Origin of the sequence: Gilliamella sp. B3783 (assembly GCF_026536125.1) — a bacterium.
Lineage (GTDB): Bacteria > Pseudomonadota > Gammaproteobacteria > Enterobacterales > Orbaceae > Gilliamella.
Map to the genome: position 1 here is coordinate 19,931 of NZ_JAFNOU010000004.1, position 17,515 is coordinate 37,445.

General features: G+C 34.4%; 15 protein-coding genes. 14 read left to right on the forward strand and 1 reads right to left on the reverse strand.

The features are described 5' to 3' along the window. The first annotated feature begins 30 nt into the window (after positions 1-30). From J3U59_RS04865 to yciH, 8 genes are all read left to right on the forward strand, one after another. Positions 31-2,049, forward strand: a complete 2,019-nt coding sequence (locus J3U59_RS04865) for a KUP/HAK/KT family potassium transporter (protein ID WP_267333631.1) — start codon at positions 31-33, stop codon at positions 2,047-2,049. Positions 2,050-2,124: 75 nt separating this feature from the next. Beyond that, entirely contained in the window at positions 2,125-2,757 is a 633-nt protein-coding gene (tmk, locus tag J3U59_RS04870; RefSeq protein WP_065634222.1) for a dTMP kinase, read from the forward strand. A 7-nt stretch (positions 2,758-2,764) separates the two neighbouring features. After that, a complete protein-coding gene (holB, locus tag J3U59_RS04875) occupies positions 2,765-3,751 on the forward strand; it encodes a DNA polymerase III subunit delta' (RefSeq protein WP_267333630.1) in 987 nt (328 codons plus the stop codon). A 63-nt stretch (positions 3,752-3,814) separates the two neighbouring features. Then, positions 3,815-5,215, forward strand: coding sequence for an MBOAT family O-acyltransferase (locus J3U59_RS04880; RefSeq protein ID WP_267333629.1), 1,401 nt, complete (start codon positions 3,815-3,817; stop codon positions 5,213-5,215). Between the two features lie 69 nt (positions 5,216-5,284). Further along, positions 5,285-6,544, forward strand: a complete 1,260-nt coding sequence (locus J3U59_RS04885; RefSeq protein WP_267333628.1) for a DUF459 domain-containing protein — start codon at positions 5,285-5,287, stop codon at positions 6,542-6,544. Continuing rightward, complete coding sequence (locus J3U59_RS04890; protein ID WP_267333627.1) at positions 6,537-7,712, forward strand: GDSL-type esterase/lipase family protein; 1,176 nt, start codon at positions 6,537-6,539, stop codon at positions 7,710-7,712. Before J3U59_RS04885 ends, J3U59_RS04890 begins: the two co-directional genes overlap by 8 nt. Before the next feature lie 34 nt (positions 7,713-7,746). Then, positions 7,747-8,451 carry an orotidine-5'-phosphate decarboxylase gene (gene pyrF, locus J3U59_RS04895; RefSeq protein ID WP_065634217.1) on the forward strand — a complete coding sequence of 235 codons (705 nt, stop codon included), beginning with the start codon at positions 7,747-7,749 and terminating at the stop codon, positions 8,449-8,451. A 7-nt stretch (positions 8,452-8,458) separates the two neighbouring features. Continuing rightward, positions 8,459-8,779 (forward strand): stress response translation initiation inhibitor YciH, encoded by a 321-nt coding sequence (yciH, locus tag J3U59_RS04900; RefSeq protein ID WP_267333626.1) that lies wholly within the window; start codon positions 8,459-8,461, stop codon positions 8,777-8,779. Between the two features lie 50 nt (positions 8,780-8,829). Here the strand turns inward: yciH and tmaR are convergent, their stop codons facing one another. Further along, positions 8,830-9,150 carry a PTS system regulator TmaR gene (tmaR, locus tag J3U59_RS04905; RefSeq protein ID WP_065634215.1) on the reverse strand — a complete coding sequence of 107 codons (321 nt, stop codon included), beginning with the start codon at positions 9,148-9,150 and terminating at the stop codon, positions 8,830-8,832. Between the two features lie 311 nt (positions 9,151-9,461). Between tmaR and accD the strand changes: the two genes are divergently transcribed. The 6 genes from accD to J3U59_RS04935 all read left to right on the forward strand — a co-directional run bounded on the left by accD (position 9,462) and on the right by J3U59_RS04935 (position 17,469). Continuing rightward, complete coding sequence (accD, locus tag J3U59_RS04910) at positions 9,462-10,352, forward strand: acetyl-CoA carboxylase, carboxyltransferase subunit beta (RefSeq protein ID WP_065634214.1); 891 nt, start codon at positions 9,462-9,464, stop codon at positions 10,350-10,352. 6 nt (positions 10,353-10,358) lie between these two features. Then, a complete protein-coding gene (folC, locus tag J3U59_RS04915; protein ID WP_416379584.1) occupies positions 10,359-11,630 on the forward strand; it encodes a bifunctional tetrahydrofolate synthase/dihydrofolate synthase in 1,272 nt (423 codons plus the stop codon). Between the two features lie 4 nt (positions 11,631-11,634). After that, positions 11,635-12,228 carry an SPOR domain-containing protein gene (locus J3U59_RS04920; RefSeq protein WP_267333624.1) on the forward strand — a complete coding sequence of 198 codons (594 nt, stop codon included), beginning with the start codon at positions 11,635-11,637 and terminating at the stop codon, positions 12,226-12,228. A 56-nt stretch (positions 12,229-12,284) separates the two neighbouring features. Next, positions 12,285-12,770: a CvpA family protein gene (locus J3U59_RS04925; RefSeq protein ID WP_065634277.1), complete on the forward strand. Its 486-nt coding sequence runs from the start codon at positions 12,285-12,287 to the stop codon at positions 12,768-12,770. Between the two features lie 18 nt (positions 12,771-12,788). Then, positions 12,789-14,315: an amidophosphoribosyltransferase gene (gene purF / locus J3U59_RS04930; protein WP_267333623.1), complete on the forward strand. Its 1,527-nt coding sequence runs from the start codon at positions 12,789-12,791 to the stop codon at positions 14,313-14,315. 454 nt (positions 14,316-14,769) lie between these two features. Continuing rightward, positions 14,770-17,469 (forward strand): inverse autotransporter beta domain-containing protein, encoded by a 2,700-nt coding sequence (locus tag J3U59_RS04935; RefSeq protein WP_267333622.1) that lies wholly within the window; start codon positions 14,770-14,772, stop codon positions 17,467-17,469. Positions 17,470-17,515 lie beyond the last annotated feature (46 nt).

The window sequence follows — 17,515 nt, forward strand, 5'->3', positions numbered from 1 at the left end:
TATAACAAGGATGTTTTGATTTAAACGAAAATGAACAACTCAAGTCATAAAATTCCGGTCGGAATTGTGGGTATTATTAGTGCCATTGGTATTGTCTATGGGGATATCGGTACATCGCCGCTATATGTGCTAAAGTCTATCATTCATGGTTTACCTAATAATCAATGGGCAAACCCTTTCTATATTTTGGGCGCCGTGTCTTGTGTAATTTGGACATTGACTATTCAAACTACCTTAAAATATGTGATTATCACATTGCGAGCTGATAATAAAGGTGAAGGAGGAATTTTATCCTTATATGCTTTAATTCGGCGGCGTTACCAGTGGACATTTATTATTGCAATTATTGGGGCAGCAGCGTTACTAGCCGATGGCGCTATCACACCTGCTATTACCATTATCACTGCAATTGAAGGACTAAATGTTATTTATTCTAGTATTCCAATCATTCCAGTCACCTTACTTTTAATTGCAGTACTATTTTTTATCCAACCTTTTGGCACGGGCTCCTTAGGACGATTTTTTGGCGTTGGCATGCTGATTTGGTTTTCAACATTGGGTATTTTAGGACTGTATCGATTATTGCCGCATTTGAATGTATTAGCCGCTTTTAATCCTATGTATGCGGTAAGATTTATTATTGAAGCGCCCGATGCACTAGTTATCTTAGGTGCTATTTTTATGTGCACAACAGGGGCTGAAGCACTTTATTCTGATTTAGGCCACTGCGGACTGAAAAATATTCGTATTTCTTGGGGATATGTAAAGAGCTGCTTGATTATCAATTATTTGGGGCAAGCGGCGTGGGTGATTTCTCATCCGCAAATAATTGGTCCTGAAGTCAATCCATTTTTTATGATGATGCCAGAGTGGTTTAGATTAACGGGAATTATTATGTCGGCATTGGCTGCGTTTATTGCGTGTCAAGCTTTAATCAGCGGTGCCTTTACCATAATTAGCGAAGCTATTTCATTGGATTTATGGCCAAATGTGCGGGTAAAATATCCAACTTTGATTAAAGGCCAGATGTATATAAGATCAATTAATTATATATTGTTTACCCTTTCTGCATTGATGGTAATAAGCTTCCAATCCTCAATTAATTTAGAAGCGGCTTATGGATTAGCCATTACTCTTAGCATGTTGATGACCACTGTATTGTTATTCTTCTATTTTATGAAAAATAATAAGCCACTTTGGTATAGTGTCCCATTGACATTATTTTTTATGGTAATTGAAATTGGTTTTTTTGTCGCTAATATCCAAAAATTCTTCCATGGTGGGTTTGCCTCTATTTTAATTGCTGGTTTTATATTTATTATTATGTACTCATGGTTTACTGGGCGTCGTTTGAAACGTGAGCATAATTCATTTGTCAAATTAGATGCTGAATATTTATCTAAAATTGTAGCAATTAGCCATGATAAAACTATTGATAAAACCGCAACCCATCTTTTTTACTTAACCCGAGCACAAGGGTTACATGCAGTTGAAAGTAAAATCACTTACTCGTTATTTGAACGGAAACCTAAACGTGCTGATACATATTGGTTTGTTTCAATTAATCGCATGGATGAACCCTATAAATTTGAGTATCAAGTTGAAGTTTTAGTACCATATAAAGTTTTTCGTATCGATTTAAATATTGGTTTTAAAGTCGACATGCACGTTGAACAATATGTACAATTAATTGCAACTAGAATGGAGCAACAAAATTTAGTGAATTTGTCATCACGCTATCCTTCAATAAAAGATCAACGAGGAGATAGTTTATATGTTATTGTTGAACGTACATTACGAAATGTTGATGTCAATTTTATCAATCGCCCAATGCTGGCTATTTACTCTTTTATTAAAATGAAATTTACCTCTGATGCTGAAATGTTTGATATCGATCCAACATTAACATTAGTTGAATTTGTGCCAATGATTGCTAACGAGTATGAATCAGACTGTGAAACGTTAAAACAACTTATTGAGCAATCACAGTTGGGAATTACAACTGATCAGGATATTGCCGATGCCATACCCGATACCGATCATATTTGAATTCAACGAAAATTAAAAAATAGCGTACAATAGTCATTATTCAATAAACATTCATTAATATAGTAGGAAATGAATATGACAGGTAAATTTATTGTCATCGAGGGGCTGGAAGGGGCAGGTAAAACCACTGCAATTGATACTGTTGCTCATATTTTAAGTCAGCATAACGTTGGCGATATTCAATTTACTCGTGAACCTGGTGGAACGCCAATTGCAGAAGCACTACGTAATATTATTAAAAATGGTTTAGATAATGAACCTTTAACAGATAAAGCCGAATTATTGATGTTATATGCTGCTCGCATTCAACTTATTGAAAATGTGATTAAGCCTGCACTTAAATTGGGGAATTGGGTGATAGGTGATCGACATGATTTGTCGACGCAAGCCTATCAAGGTGGTGGTCGTCAATTAGATGATGTTTTTATTAAAACATTAAAAGATCAGGTGCTTGGCAATTTTAAACCGGATTTGACGCTATATTTGGATATTGAACCTAAAATTGGTTTATTACGAGCAAGATCGAGAGGTGAACTCGATCGGATTGAACAACAGTCTTTATCTTTTTTTGATAGAATACGCGAGCGTTATTTAACACTTGCGGCACAAGATAATACTATTGTAACAATTGATGCTTCGCAATCAATTGAAGTAGTGACTAAACAGATTGAAACAGTATTAACTCAATGGTTGTCAACACAGGTTTGATATATATATGATTTTTAATGATTATCCTTGGCTTTCTTTACCTTATCAACAATTAGCTGATAGTATTTTACATCAGCGAGCTCATCATGCTTGGTTAATCAATTATGTACAAGGCAGTGGCGAAGATAAGTTTGTTAGTTTGCTTGCTAATCGTTTGTTGTGTCAATCGTCACATCAGTTAGAACCATGTTTAAACTGTCACAGTTGTCGATTATTTTTATCGCAGCATCATCCTGATTTTTATATAGTCACTAATGAGCAAGGTAAGCAATCCATCGGTATCGATCAAATACGAACGCTTACCACTAAAATTTATGAAAAATCGCAACAGGGTGGTAATAAAGTTATTTGGATTAAGAATGCGGCATTAATGACAGAGGCCGCAGCAAATGCATTATTAAAAACGCTAGAAGAACCCCCTGAAAATACTTATTTTATTTTAAGTAGTGAGCATAATAGTCATTTATTACCGACTATACATAGTCGGTGTTTTCGTTATTTTTTACCTGTTCCTGAATTAGAACAATCTGTTTTGTGGTTAAAAAAACAACACATTCAGCCGTATAATGATAATGAACTTGCCTGTGCATTGTTATTGAGCGAAAATGCACCAATAACAGCTGAAGCGTTATTAGCGCCTGAAAAATGGCAACAACGAAAACTTTTTTGTGAGCAGTTATTAAACGTTTTACCACAAAATGATTATTGGCAATTGGCCAAAACACTTAATAATGAGCAAGTGATTGAATATATAATCTGGTTTTCAAGTTTGTTAAGTGATGCTTTAAAAGCACAGCAAAAAGCGGGACGTTTTATTATTAATCGCGATCAGGTGCCATTGGTAAGGTTATTGGCGAGAATGGATAATGAAAAAATTCTAGCTCTTTATGATTTATGGTTGCAGGCAAGAATATTATTATTATCGGTTACAGGTTTGAATAAAGAATTAATGGTTTATAATGTGCTTGCTCAATCGGAATTAATTAGTCAATGATAAGCTAATTATATTTTGTAACTACATTTTAGTTTGATGTATGTTTAAGTTAAAAGGATAACTGTGAGTTATTTATCTATTGAATTTGGCCTACTTTTTATTGCTTTCTTTGCTTTGTATTGGGGATGCTGTTTTTCACCTAATTTACAAAATAAATTACTATTAATAGCAAGCTATTTGATTGTTGCTAGTTATAGTTGGCAGTTCGCGCTAATTTTGCTTGTTTACACCTGCATTATTTATCTATTTTCACTTGCTATTGCCTCATCACAACGTCATGCAAAGCGATGGCTAATTTTGGCTTTGTGTGTATCGATAATTAATTTAGCTTTATTTAAATATTTTGATTTTTTCCGATATGAATTACAAGCATTACTGAATTTTTGCCATTTACCTATTTTATTACCCGTTATCACCGTACTGATTCCAATCGGAATTTCATTTTATACTTTTCATTCTGTAAGTTACTTAGTATCGGTGCAAAAAAAAGCGTTACCTGTAGCTAAATTTTGGGATTTTGCTCTGTTTTTGTCTTTTTTTCCTAGTATTATTGCCGGTCCAATTAATCGTGCTAAAGATTTCCTGCCTCAAATTGCGGTGAATCAACCTCGTGAAATATTACAACCGTTTCGAGCTTTTACTTTAATAATTTTAGCCGTGATTAAAGTGTATTGTTTAGGTGGTTTAGTTAGTGAAAACTGGGTAAAACCAATTTTTGCTAATCCATTGGAATTTAGTGTTATTGATTTGTTAGTGGGCCTTTATGGTTATGCAATGCAAATCTATTTGAATTTTTCTGGTTATACCGATTTAGTGACAGCAATAGCTTTATTATTAGGTTTTCGTTTACCAATCAACTTCAACTTTCCTTATTTAGCTCTGAACTTACGTGAATTTTGGGATCGTTGGCACATCAGTTTATCACATTGGATTCGTGATTATATTTATATACCACTAGGTGGTAGTCGAAAAGGATTTATTCGCACACAAATAAATGTCTTGTTAGCGATGTTATTATCTGGGTTATGGCATGGAGCAGGCATTAACTTTATCATTTGGGGTGCGTGTCATGGCATAGGTATTATTGTCCTTAATATTGGTGATCGTTATTTCGGTCGAAATTGGATAACTGCACGTTCACCAATAATAGCAAGGTTAATTACTTGGCATTATGTCTGCTTTACATGGCTATTTTTTAATAGTGAAAGTTTGCCTGATGCCATCGATTATTTAACTGCATTAACACATAACTTCTTTATTGAACCCAATTATATTGGTGCTTTTTTATTTATATGTATTATATTTTTTACTTATCCATTGTTTAAAAATATTCCTGATTGGTTTACTTTGCAATTAGGTAAAATAAAACCATGGTATTTGCCTTTCATTTTTATTTTGATATTGTGGGTAACTATATATATTGCACCATCAGGTGTGCCAAACTTTATTTATGCTAACTTTTAATTATGATGTTAATTCATTATGCTATATAAGAAATCGTTTTCTAAAAATAAGAAAAAAAACAGATCGAATGTGAAACGGCGACGTCATAATACGATCAATAAAAAAGAAGTAGCTAATAAGTCTTATAAAAAGAGAGATGTTGCGGTAAATATCAATACTTGTTTATCAGCAAGATATATTTTTATTTTATTGTTTGTAACTGGAATAGCTTTAATGGTGCTTTATTATAAATCAATACTGATTTATTGGCAGCAAACTTACCATTCTGATCTATTTCATTCTAATACTTTAATACAAGACTCTTTTCCAGAAGAACAAGGTGAAGAATCGAGTGAAGATGCTATAGCTCAAACCCAAGATTCAACTATAACAAAAGATAGTAAACATGAACCACAAGTTGATAAAAATGTAAATCCAATAGAGCAAAGCCATACTGTTAAACCTATAATTATTCAACCTGATGCGATTAAACGATTAAGTAAAGATAAGATTAAAGATGAAATCTTACCAAAAGATAAATCATTATCAGATAAAAATAAACAGGTTGAAAGTAGTATTAAAAAACCACTTGAAAAATCTATCAAAGCGCCAACGTTATTACCAGCAAAAGAAAAAGATGAATTACCAAAAGTTCAAATACATGATGTCCCGTTGATTCATCAACCGTTGCCAATTGTTTTAACTGAAAATGATAAGGTTTTTTTTGCGGGTGACTCATTAATGCAAGGTGTTGCACCATATGTTAAAAAAATGTTATTCAAACAGTATAAAATAGAAAGTATAGATTTGAGTAAACAAAGCACCGGACTTGCTTATCCCAATGCTTTTGATTGGCCAAAAACTATTAGTGATACACTAGCCGACGATCCTACAATAAAGCTGCTTGTGGTTTTTTTAGGGCCAAATGACCCTTGGGATTTTCCCGTTAAAGGATACGCTAAATACGCGAAATTCAAATCTGAATTATGGGAAGAACAATACCGTTTACGTATAGCCAATATTTTGAGTAATGCTCGTGAACATCATATACAAGTGCTTTGGCTAGCTGCGCCATGTATGCGTAAACCTAAATTAAATGATGGCATGGTTTACCTTAATACATTATATAAATCTGAGATTGACAAAACGCAACAGCATTTTTTAACAACCAATGAGTTACTCGGTTGTACATACGAAAAATTCAATAGTTTTATTGAAACAAATAATGAAAAAATAAAAGTAAGGGTGGATGATGGGGTTCATTTTACACCAACTGGCCAAAAAATTCTGGCAAAGGCCATTATGGAAAAAATAATTTTTAAAGAATTAGAGGGTACCCATAGTGATTAAGTTTTTAAAGTATATTCTAGCTATTATTGCGGTGACATTCACTGTTGGATGTAGTGTAGCAGAAAGTACGACCACAACAACTGTATCGGGGATTATTGATTTTGGCGATCCCAACGCTAAACAATTTGCAACACGGTTAAAATCGTTAGCAGCGAACAGAAATAGCGATGATGTTGTTAATATAACCCAATTTGGTGATTCGCATACCGCAGCAGATTTTTTCACTGGTGAATTTAGAACGTTAATGCAAGGAAAATATGGTGATGCGGGTATTGGCTGGATAACGCCTGTTGCAATTAAAGGACAAAGCCATGCAGCGGTTACCTGGAAAAATAAAAATTGGGATGTATTAAGTAGTAGAACACTAAGCAATTTAGATTTTCCTATGGGGGGGTTTATTGCCAAACCGTTGAAGGATTCTGCTGTAATACAAATTTCACCAAAATCATTAGCCAATAAAGATTGGCAAGTAAAATTCACTTTTAAAACATCAAAAAATACGCCTAATGTATTTGGAATTTATGATGTTAATAATAAAAAGATTAATTTTAATTATGTGCCTCAAGCGAATGTGTGGCAAACGGCTTCTATTGTGTCGAAAATGCCTTTAATGATAAAAGGGCAAAATGATGTTGAACTCGGTGGAATATGGTTAACGCGTTATCAACAACCTGGCGTAGTTGTATCGGCTATAGCCACTAATGGCGCTAAGCAAACCATATGGCAAAAATGGAGCCCTAATTGGTTTAAAGAATTAGCTTTATCAAAAACTGATTTAGTGATTCTTGAATATGGGACAAATGAGAGTTTTGATGAAACGTTAGATCCTACTGCTTATCGCAAAAATTTAGTGAATAGTATAAGACAAATTCGTAAATCTTTGCCTGATGCAACGATTTTATTAATGTCACCTCCAGATACCATGGCGAATGAAAAAGATACCCCGAAATCTTTTTCAACAATTAAAAATATTCAAAGACAAGTCGCTAAATCCGAAAAGACATTATTTTGGGATTGGCAACTGGCAATGGGGGGTAAATTTGCAGTTAAAGAGTGGCGACAGCGGGGACTGGCTCGTGCAGATTTAGTTCATCAAACATTACAAGGTTATAAAGAGAGTGCTCGAATGTTTTATGCTGATTTGAATGACTTTGTACAAAAAAAATAGACAAAATTTAAGACTAAAAAGGAATAACTAAGTTATGTCATCTCCAATTATTGTTGCTGTTGATTTTGCTGATGTTAAATCAGCATGGAATTTTATTGATCGTGTTGATCCAAAAGATTGCCGTCTTAAAATTGGCAAAGAGTTATTTACCCATGCCGGGCCTGAATTTATTAAACAAATTATGAATAAAGGCTTTGATATTTTTTTAGATCTTAAATTTCATGATATTCCAAATACGGTAGCTAAAGCCGTCTCTGCCGCTGCCGATTTAGGGGTTTGGATGACTAATGTACACGCAAGTGGTGGTGCTCGCATGATGCAAGCAGCAAAAGATGCACTTTATCCTTATGGTAAACAAGCACCAATATTAATTGCAGTGACAGTATTGACGAGTATGGAGTCTTCTGATCTTCAAGAAATTGGTATTCATGTTTCACCTTTAGAACAGGCGACAAAATTAGCTATACTAGCTAAGAATTGTGGGCTTGATGGCGTTGTATGTTCGGCGAAAGAAGTTCAAAGTTTTAGAACTCGGCTTGGCAGTGATTTTAAATTAGTTACTCCAGGTATTCGTCCAGCCGGTTCGACGCCAGATGATCAACGTCGTATCATGACGCCTCAACGAGCTCAAGCTGCGGGTGCTGATTATCTTGTCATTGGTCGACCAATTACTCAAGCTGAAGATCCTGCTAAGGCATTACAGTCCATTTTAACTACACTTGATTTAACTAAGAGCTAAGCAAAGCATGTCTGATAATCTAGTTGTATATTCAACCGATAAAGGTCGAATAAAACCGAAAGAGACACAATTATCTCGTGATAAAGGTGATGGTATTATTCGTATTCAACGGCAAACTTCGGGGCGTAAAGGCAAGGGTGTTTGTGTGATTTCGGGTTTTGATTTGGATGATGCCCAATTATCAAAGTTAGCAGCAGAACTTAAAAAACGCTGTGGTTGTGGCGGGTCTATCAAAGATGAAACCATCGAGATTCAAGGTGATAAACGAGATTTACTGAAAACATTGTTAGAAGAAAAAGGTTTTAAGGTAAAACTAGCAGGTGGTTAACGTTATTAGCTAAAAAAATAACTCCCATTGTGGGAGTTATTTAATTGCAATTAATTTGAGCGATATGTTCGCATTTTTTTGCTAATATCACGGCGTTCTTTAGAAATTTCAGCATTTTTGATAATATAATCATCAACACGATCATCATAGTCACTTTTCATGTTAGCAATAATCGCTTGAAGCTCTTCGTATGTCATATCAGGCTTAATATATTCACTTAAGTTTTCAAGTAATAGAACGCGTTTTTGGTTGTCACGAATCTTTTTCTCGTTGTCTGCTATTTCACGTTTTAATTTATTTAATCGACGTGATAGACGAATGTACTCTAAAACATCTTGAAACGATGGTGCGCTTGCTTTTTCCTTGTCCATCTGTAACCCCTTATTTCAAAAAAATGGAAAAATATATTAAAGGCAATTATATACTAATAATTTTTCAAGATCATATTAATTATATTTTTAATGTTGTCACGATGGTATGGTGATTTTATTTCGTCATTATGCTGTTATAGATATATTTATTTTTTATAGCTTTTATTTTGATTATTTTTATATTTAAATGCAGATAATTTTCGAAAAAAATTGATTAAAAAGATAAAAGTTAAAACAACTATTAAGAATTATTCCAAAATATTATACAATACCCCGATATTTCTAAAAGCGTATCAAATGAGAGAATCATAATGAGCTGGATTGAGAAAATTCTAAGTAAAAATAATATATCGTCAGATCATAAAAAAGCGAATATTCCTGGTGGTGTTTGGACCAAATGTAGTAACTGTGAGCAAATTATTTATCAAGCTGAATTAGATCGTAACTTAGAGGTATGTCCTAAATGCGATCATCATATGCATATTCCTGCACGTGTAAGATTATATCGGTTTTTAGATGAAGGTTCTGATGTTGAAATTGGATCTGAATTAGCGCCTAAAGATATTCTAAAATTTAAAGATACTAAAAAGTATAAAGATCGCTTATTAGCGGCTCAAAAAGAAACGCACGAAAAAGAAGCTATGGTTGTAATGAAAGGCACTTTATTGGGGATTCCTGTTGTGGTAGCTTGTTTTGAATTTGCTTTTATTGGTGGGTCAATGTCTTCTGTTGTAGGAGCTTTATTTACACGTGCAGCAGAACAAGCCATTGCTGATAAATGCCCATTAATTTGTTTTTCAACTAGTGGTGGTGCTCGCATGCAAGAAGCACTTTTTTCACTCATGCAAATGGCAAAAACAAGTGCAATTTTAGCTAAAATGCAAGATGAAGGTTTACCTTATATTTCGGTGATGACCGATCCTACTATGGGCGGCGTATCAGCAAGTTTAGCTATGCTAGGTGATATTAATATTGCTGAACCTAAGGCATTAATTGGCTTTGCTGGTCCCAGAGTCATTCAGCAAACTGTACGTGAAACCTTACCTGAAGGTTTTCAGCGTAGCGAATTTTTACTTGAAAAAGGCGCGTTAGATATGATCATTCATCGTAAAGACATGCGTTCTAAAATTGCCAGTTTATTAGCTAAATTAATGAAATTACCAAGCCCTTTTTATGATGTCACCAATAATGAGACAAATTAAGTGAGCATACAAAATACGAAACCTAATGCTAAGTCTGATTTACAATCATGGCTTAGTTATTTAGAGCAACTACACCCATTGACCATTGATTTGGGGTTAGATCGTGTTAGAGCCGTTGCTCAAAGGCTTAACTTATTACAACCAGCTCCTTATGTATTTACTGTTGCAGGAACAAATGGTAAAGGCACAACGTGTAAAACACTTGAAATGATATTGCTTGCAGCAAATATGCAAGTAGGTGTGTATAGTTCTCCTCACCTTTTACGTTTTACTGAACGCGTACGAATCAATAATCAAGAATCGACCGAGGCAGAAACAATAAATGCATTTATTGAAATTGAAAATGCTCGAGGTGATATATCACTGACTTATTTTGAATTTGCAACACTTGCGGCTTTATATCAATTTAAGCAAGCCAATTTAGATGTTGTTATTTTAGAAGTCGGGTTAGGTGGGCGTTTTGATGCGACTAATATTGTTGATGCTGATGTGGCTATTATTACTTCGATAGCTATAGATCATGTCGATTATTTAGGTAATACTCGTGAAAGCATTGGTCGAGAAAAAGCAGGTATATTTAAGCCTAAAAGTATTGCTATTGTTGGGGAGCCAGACATTCCTCAATCAATTTTTGATGTGGCAAATGCTGTCGATTGTCCTTTATATGCGGTAAACCAAAATTGGTCTTATGAGCAAAAAGATAAAAATGTTTGGGAATTTTATTCTGACAAATGTCAATATTCATCTTTAGTGACTCCTCATGTGCCGTTAGCAAATGCAGCCACTGCTATTGCAGCCCTAAATTATTCATCATTCAAGATTGCTGGGCAACAAATAAATGAAGGATTAGGTAAAGCAAGCCTAACGGGACGATTTCAAATTGTAAAAACTCATCCACTTGTTATTTTAGACGTTGCACATAATCCTCATGCTGCTCATTATTTAGCTAATCAGTTAAATTCTTTAAAAACCGAAAATAAGGATATTGGTCGAGTCCTGTTTGTAATTGGCATGTTGAAAGATAAGGATATCAAAGGTACATTGTCGTTATTAAATGGAGATGCTTGGTATTGTGCATCACTTTATGGCGATCGAGGATGTGGTTGTGATGTATTAAAACAATATTTAGTCGAGAATAATGCCCATAACGTTTTAACATTTGATCATGTTTGTGATGCTTATCGAGCAGCACTTCAAGATGCTCAAAAAAATGATATTATTGTGGTGTGTGGATCTTTTCATACGGTATCTGCAGTCTTAGCTGAAATTGATGATTAATTTTATGGAAAATAAAAAAAATAATAATAGCACACCAAATAGGGTTCGAAATCGATGGGTCGGTTTTGCCACTTTATTGTTAATTTTAGCAGCAGTAGCGCCATCGATTTTAACCGATAAATCAAATTTACCCACTTCTTCAACGCCTATTTTACAACCTGAAATTGTTAACCAGCAAAATCAAGTTATAACATCATCAACTGAATCTGGAAGTCAACTTGGTAATCCAAATAATGAGGTTGCTGATATTCCTTATATTCCGGAAGATGAGCAAAATTCAAATACGTTATCTTCAAATAATATTTCAACAAATGATGATAGTGTTTCATCAGTAAATAATAAGTCAGTTGTATCAAGTCAAGAAACTAAACCTTACATGATTCAACTTACTGCGTTAAAAAATAGACAAAAAATAGAAGAGCTTGTAGCTTTATTACGATTAAATAACTATAACGTTAGGCTAATTCCCAAAAATCCTGAACCCAACCAGCTTATTAAATTGCAGATTGGGCCTTACGCTAAAAGAGAACAAGCAGAACAAGTTATTGTTGATCTAGATACTTTGACAAAACTTAAAGGTATTATAGTGGCTAATTAAATACAGTAACTATAATAAAATAAATTCTTAACATAAGATTGTGAGTGATTATGATGATGAATTGGGTTGATTTTACGATTATTGGGGTCATTGTTTTTTCTGCATTAATTAGCATTGTTCGAGGTTTTGTTCGAGAAGCGTTATCCCTTATCAGTTGGATACTTGCTTTTTTTATTGCTAGCCGATTTTATTCTCATATTACCCAGTATTTGACCTATTTTGATAGTGATGTGGTTAAAATTGCGGTTGCTATTGCTATTTTGTTTATTGCTACATTATTAGTTTGTACTATAGTGTCTTATATTATTGGTCAGTTGGTTCAAAAAACGGGGTTATCAGGTACAGACCGCGTTTTAGGGATTTGTTTTGGTGTGTTACGTGGTATTTTAGTCGTCGCTGCAGTACTTTTCTTTATTGATACTTTTACTCCTTTATCACAATCTCAATATTGGACTCAGTCTCAGCTTATTCCACATTTTCATTTTATTATTCGTTGGTTTTTTGATTATATCCAAAATTCGTCTTCTTTTTTAGCGCATTAGATTTGAGGTAATTGTTATATGTGTGGTGTAGTTGGTATTGTAGGATGTAGTACAGTTAATCAATCAATTTATGATGCTCTAACGGTGTTACAACATCGAGGGCAAGATGCGGCCGGAATCGTTACTATTGATGAGCAAAATCGCTTTCGTCTACGTAAGGCTAATGGTTTGGTTAAAGATGTTTTTCAAGAACATCATATGCAACGACTTCAAGGTAAACTGGGTATAGGTCATATTCGTTACCCTACAGCAGGTAGTTCTAGTCCATCCGAAGCTCAACCTTTTTATGTTAATTCACCTTACGGTATTGCGCTTGCACACAATGGAAATTTGACTAATACCGACCAATTACGCCATAAAGTATTTGAACTTGCACGCCGCCATATCAATACTAATTCGGATTCAGAAGTCTTATTAAATATTTTAGCTAATGAACTGGATAAATTTCCAACTTACCCGTTAACGGCTGATAATATCTTTCAGGCTGTTCATCAAGTACATAATATTATTCAGGGTGCTTATGCCTGTGTTGCTATGATTATTGGACATGGACTTGTTGCTTTTCGTGATCCATATGGTATTCGTCCTTTAGTGATAGGAAAACGCGTACTTGATAATGGTAAAACTGAATATATGGTTGCGTCAGAAAGCGTTGCATTAGATATTCTTGATTTTGAATTGATGCGTGATGTTGAACCAGGGGAAGCTATTTACATTACCCAAGATGGCCAATTTTATGCACAACAATGTGCAGATAACCCCCAATATTATCCATGTATTTTTGAATATGTCTATTTTGCCCGACCTGATTCGCTAATGAATGGGGTATCTGTTTATCAATCTCGCATTTTAATGGGGCAAAAGTTAGGTCAAAAAATAGCGAGAGAATGGAAAGATATCGATATTGATGTCGTTATTCCCATTCCTGAAACCTCATGTGATGCTGCGCTCGAAATTGCACGCATTTTAAATAAACCTTATCGACAAGGATTTGTTAAAAATCGTTATATTGGTCGTACATTTATTATGCCAGGGCAAAGTGCACGTAAACTTTCAGTAAGAAGAAAGCTCAACGCCAATCGTATAGAATTTGAAGGAAAAAATGTTCTTCTGGTAGATGATTCAATTGTACGAGGCACTACGTCAGAAAAGATACTTCAAATGGTACGCTCTTGTGGTGCTAAAAAAGTGTATTTGGCTTCGGCTGCACCAGAAATAAGACACCCTAATGTTTATGGCATCGATATGCCTGTTGCCAGAGAACTTATTGCTTATAATCGTAACGTTGATCAAATCGCTAAAGATATTGGTGCAGATAAACTTATTTTCCAAAACCTTAATGATTTAATTGCTGCGATACGAGAATTAAATCCTAACATTACTCATTTTGAATGTTCGGTCTTTGATGGCAAGTATATTACTCAAGGTATAAATGATACTTATTTGTCACTTTTAGAAAAAAAACGCAACGATGATAAAAAAGTGTTTTGCCAAAAGGAATCGGAAAATTTAGAAATTTATAATGAAGATCAATCGTATAATTGATCAGTTGAAGACATCTCAAAAACAGATAAATTTTTGCTAATTTGTCTGTTTTTTTTATTTATTTTCTATTATTCCCTCTCGATTTTTTTCAATAACAAAAAAGTCATAAAAATAATATTCATATAAATCAATTAATTATAATTTTATGTAAAAGAGCCTTTTAATAATTAAATAATATTAATTACCTGAAAAAAAACAATATTTAATATTTTTACAAAAAAAAATCAAAAAAAAATTATAAAATCATTTTGATAAATGACAGTTTTGTAATATGATCCTACCCAATAAGAGGTTTTGTAAAAAAATCCACAATCTTTAAATAAATTTAAGTATAGAAAAACAATAAATTTGAACCGTAAGTGTACAAGGTTTAATTATAACTATGCTTATTTAGAATAAAAATAACTTGTTACTTTGTAGCAATGTTGCCGGTGAAATATAAGGAATAATTAAGATGAGAAACAATCTTAATTTAAAAGTTATCTCTGCACTAATTGTTATAGCTCTAGGTTGTCAAACAACATGGGCTACGGGTAGTAACACTTCTAGCCCAGTAACTGCTGTTGATAGCAATAAGATAATTGAGTTAAAAGATGGTACTAAAGTTCGTGAAATGGTGAATAACCAACAACGAAGCTTATATCAAATTGCTTTACTAAGTAGTATATCTATTGCTGAATTAAGAGCAATGAATGCTGGTCGTTATGACAAGAAAGATGTGGTTGAGATTGGCGAACGATTGGTTCTTCCTGAAAATTCGCCATTATTACCAGCAATAAAGAAAGTGGATCCTGATAGCCAAAATAAATATGCTAATCTGCCTAAATTAGGATCCGATGATACATATGATCCTAAAGTGGATAGAAGTGCTTTAGCCAGCCAAGTTGCATCAACAATTCAAACTTTAGCAAGTCAAGATTGGAAACAGATAACCTCTCCAGATAATGGCGGTTTGTCAGGTCATATAAAGAGTAAAGCTAAAGATTATGCTGAGGATTATGTCCGCGGTGGTGTTAGAAACCAAATTGTTGATCCAATCAAAAGTGCAGCACAAGACTTTTTAGGTCGATTTGGTACTGCGCAATTGCAATTCGATTTAAGCGATAAAGGTACGTTTAATAACGTCAATCTTAAATTGTTTAGCCCTTGGTTGGATACAGAAGATACGTTGATATTTACTCAACTTTCGTTTCAAGAATATGAACATAATCGGCGTATTGGTAACTTTGGTATAGGTCAACGTTGGGATGTAGCAGATAAAAAGTGGTTATTGGGTTATAACGTATTTTTCGACCACGATTTTCAACGATCTCATAACCGTTTAGGGGTGGGTGCTGAAGCTTGGACCGATTACATGAAGTTTGCTGTTAACTATTATCATCCATTATCAGATTGGAAAGAATCTAAAGACTTTGATGATTATTTAGAACGAGCAGCTAGAGGATTTGATATCCGTTTCCAAGGCTATTTACCTCAATATCCACATCTTGGTGGTTCTTTAATGTATGAACAATACTATGGTGATAAAGTCGCATTGTTTGGCAAAGATAATTTGCAAAAAGACCCAAGAGCAATCACGGCTAGTATTGATTATACGCCAGTTCCGCTTTTTACGATCAAAGCTGAACATAAGCGTGGACAAGATAATAAAAAGGCAACTAAAGCTGAATTGACGATGAACTATCGTATTGGTACACCTTTAAAAGATCAGTTGGATCCTGATATGGTTCAGGCTGCTCGTTCAGTTAAAGGTAGCCGTTATGATCTTGTCGATCGTAATAACTATATTGTACTTGAATATAAAGATAAAAAAATGAGCGTCGATCTAGGACTTGAAGCACTTCAGTTACTTGAAGGTGAGTCTTACGGCGTTACTATTGGTGTACATAATGCTAAAGGTTTAAATAGCCTTTCATGGTCTGGTGACATGATGGAAATTGATGCTGGAGGCGGCTTTCTATGCTCTACTGTTGGAATATGTACAGCTTCTAGTTGGATGACGCCTCCTGCTGATACAAATAATTGGAAGATTGTCGCGCCGAATTATGTTGATGCAAACGGTCAGCGTCACCCAATCAGTACTAATGGTAAATATACTTTATCTGTTACAGTGACTGATGGTAAAGGTAAATCGGCGACATCTAACTCTGTTACTTTCGAAGTTTTGCCTAATCCTTCAATGCGCAAAATTGGAGTTTGGGCTGTAGATAAAGGTGGGAATAAAACTGCTTTAGCAATGAATCCAGCAGATGGGCAAAGTGCAATAACCGTATTAGCAACGTTAGTTAAACCAAAGGTTATTAATGGTTCAATTACCTCTGCGCAAGATGTAATAGGTTTTAGTGATGATGATTTAATGAATCGTATTCCAGAAACTTTTGATGCAGTATTAAAAGGCTGGACAGCGACTAGTAATGGTAAAAAAATTAGTTTAATTAATGGTGTTTCTGGTAATGTTAACTCTTGTCCGACACAAGAACCTTGTATTATTGTTAAAGGTTTTGAAAAAGTAAAAATGGGACAAAAAGCTTCTTCCAAGTCAGCAACAGCAGCAGGCACAGAGGTCATAGGTGATAGTTATCTTTTAGATGTTGCTTCTAACATTGAAGGTGTTGTTGAGTTTTCTATCACAATTGATCAGTTTGGGACATCGTTTAATAAAGCGACCGTAGATTTCTCTGGCGGTAAAGCGGGAATAGTAAAAGTTTATCGTAGTGATGGTGTATTAGTAGCAAGAAGTGAAGGTCATCTTCTTCAATTTGACCCAAGCGGCCCAAATGAGTGGAAAGTTGATTCTGAATATTATGTAAAAGCTTATCCTATGGGTTACGAAGATGAAGCGCACGAAATTAAAAATCCATTTATAATTTGGTCATTAGTGGGTTCAAATGAGCTTGCATGTCCTGGTAGTAAGGCAACAAGTGCATTACCAGATTTTGTGAAGAACCCTAATGGACCTTGGTTTAATGTCGCTATGGGTGTTGATGCTCATTACACATTAAGAAGTTTAAGAACACAAAGTTATGCGTCTTCAGGAATGAGTATTGAAAAGAGTGAAGGAGCGCCGACTTATTTGAATTTAGCAACACTTAATACCTCGCCACTAGCTTGTGCTGGGGATCAAGGATTTAAATTGCAAGTCGTTGTTAATTAATAATAGATTTTAGGTTGTCGAAGTTAATCGGCAGCCTATTACTGGG

Excerpts from the sequence above, each read along its gene's own strand:
- J3U59_RS04865 (WP_267333631.1), top strand. The coding sequence starts at position 31 with ATGAACAACTCAAGTCATAAAATTCCGGTCGGAATTGTGGGTATTATT.
- tmk (WP_065634222.1), top strand. The coding sequence starts at position 2,125 with ATGACAGGTAAATTTATTGTCATCGAGGGGCTGGAAGGGGCAGGTAAA.
- holB (WP_267333630.1), top strand. The coding sequence starts at position 2,765 with ATGATTTTTAATGATTATCCTTGGCTTTCTTTACCTTATCAACAATTA.
- pyrF (WP_065634217.1), top strand. The coding sequence starts at position 7,747 with ATGTCATCTCCAATTATTGTTGCTGTTGATTTTGCTGATGTTAAATCA.
- yciH (WP_267333626.1), top strand. The coding sequence starts at position 8,459 with ATGTCTGATAATCTAGTTGTATATTCAACCGATAAAGGTCGAATAAAA.
- tmaR (WP_065634215.1), bottom strand. The coding sequence starts at position 9,150 with ATGGACAAGGAAAAAGCAAGCGCACCATCGTTTCAAGATGTTTTAGAG.
- accD (WP_065634214.1), top strand. The coding sequence starts at position 9,462 with ATGAGCTGGATTGAGAAAATTCTAAGTAAAAATAATATATCGTCAGAT.
- J3U59_RS04920 (WP_267333624.1), top strand. The coding sequence starts at position 11,635 with ATGGAAAATAAAAAAAATAATAATAGCACACCAAATAGGGTTCGAAAT.
- J3U59_RS04925 (WP_065634277.1), top strand. The coding sequence starts at position 12,285 with ATGAATTGGGTTGATTTTACGATTATTGGGGTCATTGTTTTTTCTGCA.
- purF (WP_267333623.1), top strand. The coding sequence starts at position 12,789 with ATGTGTGGTGTAGTTGGTATTGTAGGATGTAGTACAGTTAATCAATCA.
- J3U59_RS04935 (WP_267333622.1), top strand. The coding sequence starts at position 14,770 with ATGAGAAACAATCTTAATTTAAAAGTTATCTCTGCACTAATTGTTATA.